Raw genomic sequence first — 3,689 nt, 5'->3', positions numbered from 1 at the left:
TATTTTAAACAATTTAAAAATTAATTTTTATTCATAATTAAGAAAAAAAATATTAGTTTTATAACTATAAAACAAATAAGAAAAATAATAAAATAAACAAAAAACAATAAAAAATTAAAATAAAACCAGAAAAAGAGAAAAAAACAAAAAAGAAATTAAAAATTAAAAATTAATTAAAAAGAATTTTAAAAAAATTCCAACTCAAACAAAATTTAGACAAGATTTTGGTCCAGGTTTTGCGGGCCGAAGGCCCGGAAAAGCTGGGCTAAAGTTCCTGCCTCAACCTTTTAACAACAAAGTCCTTATCCAATGAAAGCAAGAATGAAGCTGCTCTAGGACCTTGTTTTTGACCAAGAATCATTTTATAAATAGCTTGGAAAGCCTTTTGTGGTTTTAATCCATGACTTTCTAAAACCATATACATTCCATCATGCAATTCTTCAGCAGAGGAGAATTCATTTTCCTCAATCAAGTCTGCAAGATCCTTAAGGAATGCAAGTTGATCATCTTGAAGAGGCAATTTAGGAATGGATTTTTCCTGAACTTGGAACTTGACAAACTTAGGAGCATACTTGTCCAGCCAAACAATTACATTGTCCACTCTTTCCCTATATTGTTTTAATTCCAATTCAGTCAAGTCAGTGAACTCCTTATCAACAAAGCTTTTGGATAATTGAGAGTTCTTCTTTAAGATTCCATAGATCTTTTCCAAATCGTCTCCTGCAATTTGATAAGCATTTACCAAGAATCTGAACGGAGGCCTAAATGGCAATGGAGCATCTGCATCAATTTGAGCCATCTTATAAATGCTCTTAAATTTCCTGCCTTCCTTCTCGGAAGGAGCCTCTTCCTCATCATAAAATACCTTTTCAACCTTATCGAAAGTGTCCATAAAGTCTAACCAAGGCATTTTAGGTGAGAAATCCTTAGATTTCATTGGTTTACTTCTGAATAAATAATAGTTAAGACTTTCAGCCGGTCCAATTTCCAACCATTGTTCTGGAGTAAAGAATACACCGTGGGATTTACTCATTGCCTCACCGTCAAGGGTAATCCATTCATATGGAACTGGATATGGTGCAGGATAATCAAATATTTCCTCGGAAATAACACTGCTTACATCATAGGATCCCCCACTTGCAGCATGGTCCTTTCCAAATGGTTCACAGGTAGTGCCGAAAATCTTCCATCTTGCAGCCCATTCAACCCTCCAGGTAAGCTTACCGTTACCGGATTTAATGTCCATCTCACCATCATGGCCGCATTCACATCTGTATTTTACAATATCCCCATCAAAGTCATATGCCTCAGTGGTGTTTACCCTTCCACATTCATCACAGATAGGATTGTATGGCAACCAGTCCTCAGCCAAAGGCTCTCTTCTGTATTGGTCAAAGATAGCTCTGATTTCATTGTGCTTTTCCAATGAGGTTCTGATGGATTCAAGATAATCCCCCTTCTTATACATTTCAAAACCTGATTTAGGAATTATTTCAATTCCATAATCATCAAGAACCTTGAACAATGGTTTTTCAAAGTGTTCAACAAAATTGCTACAGCATCCTTCAGGACATGGAATCATGGAATAAGGCATACCAAGATACTTGTCATAGGACTCAGGAAGTGGGAAAGGCACTTTTCTAAGAGGGTCATGATCGTCTGCAATCCAAATAGTCTCTGCATCATTGCCCAAATCACGTAAAGCCTTACCAATTGCATTTGCTATAAATACATCACAAGAATTTCCTATATGTATAGAACCTGATATAGATGTACCACTTGCAATGACATGTTTTTCTACATCCCTTTCATTTAAATCATCAGCGATTCTTTCAATCCAATGTTTCATCATTTCACCATAATAATTATAATATCTACTTTCAATTAAATTAAATCAAATTTTTATTTAGTAGATGAAAGTAGGGAATTCAATAAAATTTTAATAATTGAAAAAGTTTCATTTGAATAGACAAATCTCAAAAAAACTTCAAAATTGAAATAAAAACAATTTTTGAAAAAGCTTCGAAATAAATCTATTAATAAATTCAAAAAAATAAATATGAATTTTTAAAATAAGAATTTAAATAAACAGTATTGGCTTATTTAAAAATCAGTTATTTCATAATGATAAAAATTTAATCTAAAACTTTTATTATATTATATATTTTTAATATTCTATTATAAAAAAGTAATTAATTTAATGGGTTTGTTGAAATCCTATTTTTTGATACAAAATTTTTATGTAAAATAGTCTTTAAATTTTGTTAATTTAATTATGGGACACAAAAAATTATTTGTACTTCGTTATATAATTTTTAAAGATTTAAATTAGAAAAATAAGCAATAGTAAAATATATTAACTAAAAAGGGGAATAAATATTATTATGAAAGCGAAAACATTCATTCCCCGTGCTTACTTTTGTAATTCCTTACAATTAAATCTTTCGGAATTTGGATCTGAAAATCCGGCCGAAAAATGTATCAAAAGATTGATGAAAGACGCTAAAAGCGAATTTAACAAGAATAATATTGAGCTTTTTGCGATTTACGCATATGAATATGCTCAAATCATGCTAAAAGATTATAATAGTAAATTTTCAAAGCATACTTTTACAAATGCTGCTAAATTTACAATTTTAGCATTAAAAAATTATTTAAATCTTACTTATCGTAAGATTTGCGATTTATTGGATTTATCAAGCGAAATTCGTAGGATTTTAAAGATTTCCAAAGTGCCTCATTACAGCACTTTGCAAAAATTCTTTAAAAACGTTCCAACAAAAATTTTGCATCATTTTAACGATTATATAGTGAATATTTTCGTGAATAAATGTGAAATAATTGCTCTTGATGGTTCTGGATTCACCAGCGACCATGCAGACAAATATTATGCAATAATTCGTAAGAAAGAACGAAAAAGCTACATTAAATGCCATATTGCAATTGATGTAGACAGTCGTTTAATTCTCCATTTTCAGACACAAAGAGGACCAAGGCACGACACAAAATTTGCCGATGCAAGCCTACGGAAAATGAAACGATTCAAATCACATTATATTGTCTGTGATAAAGCATATGATACAGAAAACATCAGAACAATTATTAATGAAGAAATTAATGCTTTTGACATAATTCCAAACAAAACTAATGTCAAAACAGGTTATTTCAGAAAACGAAGCAGATATGTTTTCAGAAAACCAATCTATAACCGACGAAACAATGTTGAAAGTGTCTTTAGCGTAATAAAAAGACACTTCAGCGGAATAAACTCAAGCAGAAGCACTAAACTCTTAAACAAAGAAACAAAATTTAAATGTTTAATTTATAACATACACAGATCAATCCAATTAAATCAAACATAGGATTTCAACAAAGCCAATTTAATAAAAATGGCTCTTTAAAAAACATATTGATTGGAAATATTTTATTAATGAAAATTGAGGGAAAATTGAGGACAACTATTATTAGGCAATTTATTTTTCATCATATGCTCTTATATTTAAAACAAAAATAGAATAATTAAAAACAAAAATAGAATAATTAAAAACAAAAAAGACTTAAAACAAAAACAAAAACAAAATAAATATTTAAAATTTAAATAAACATTTTAAAACAGCACAGAATAGAATTAAATTAAAATAAAATAAAATAAAATAAAATAAAATAAAATAAAATAAAATAAAATAAAA

General features: G+C 29.4%; 2 protein-coding genes. One reads left to right on the top strand and one right to left on the bottom strand.

What is annotated here, in order from left to right:
* Positions 1–265: 265 nt before the first annotated feature.
* Entirely contained in the window at positions 266–1,849 is a 1,584-nt protein-coding gene (lysS, locus tag Q0138_RS05330) for a lysine--tRNA ligase (protein ID WP_297981804.1), read from the bottom strand.
* A gap of 535 nt (positions 1,850–2,384) precedes the next feature.
* Between lysS and Q0138_RS05325 the strand changes: the two genes are divergently transcribed.
* The gene (locus Q0138_RS05325; RefSeq protein ID WP_297981803.1) at positions 2,385–3,362 is read left to right on the top strand and encodes an IS5 family transposase; all 978 of its coding nucleotides are present in this window, start codon (positions 2,385–2,387) and stop codon (positions 3,360–3,362) included.
* The last annotated feature ends 327 nt before the right edge of the window (positions 3,363–3,689 follow it).

The sequence above is a fragment of the uncultured Methanobrevibacter sp. genome (assembly GCF_937906425.1).
GTDB lineage: Archaea > Methanobacteriota > Methanobacteria > Methanobacteriales > Methanobacteriaceae > Methanobrevibacter.
This window is presented reverse-complemented; position numbering and strand designations above follow the sequence as displayed.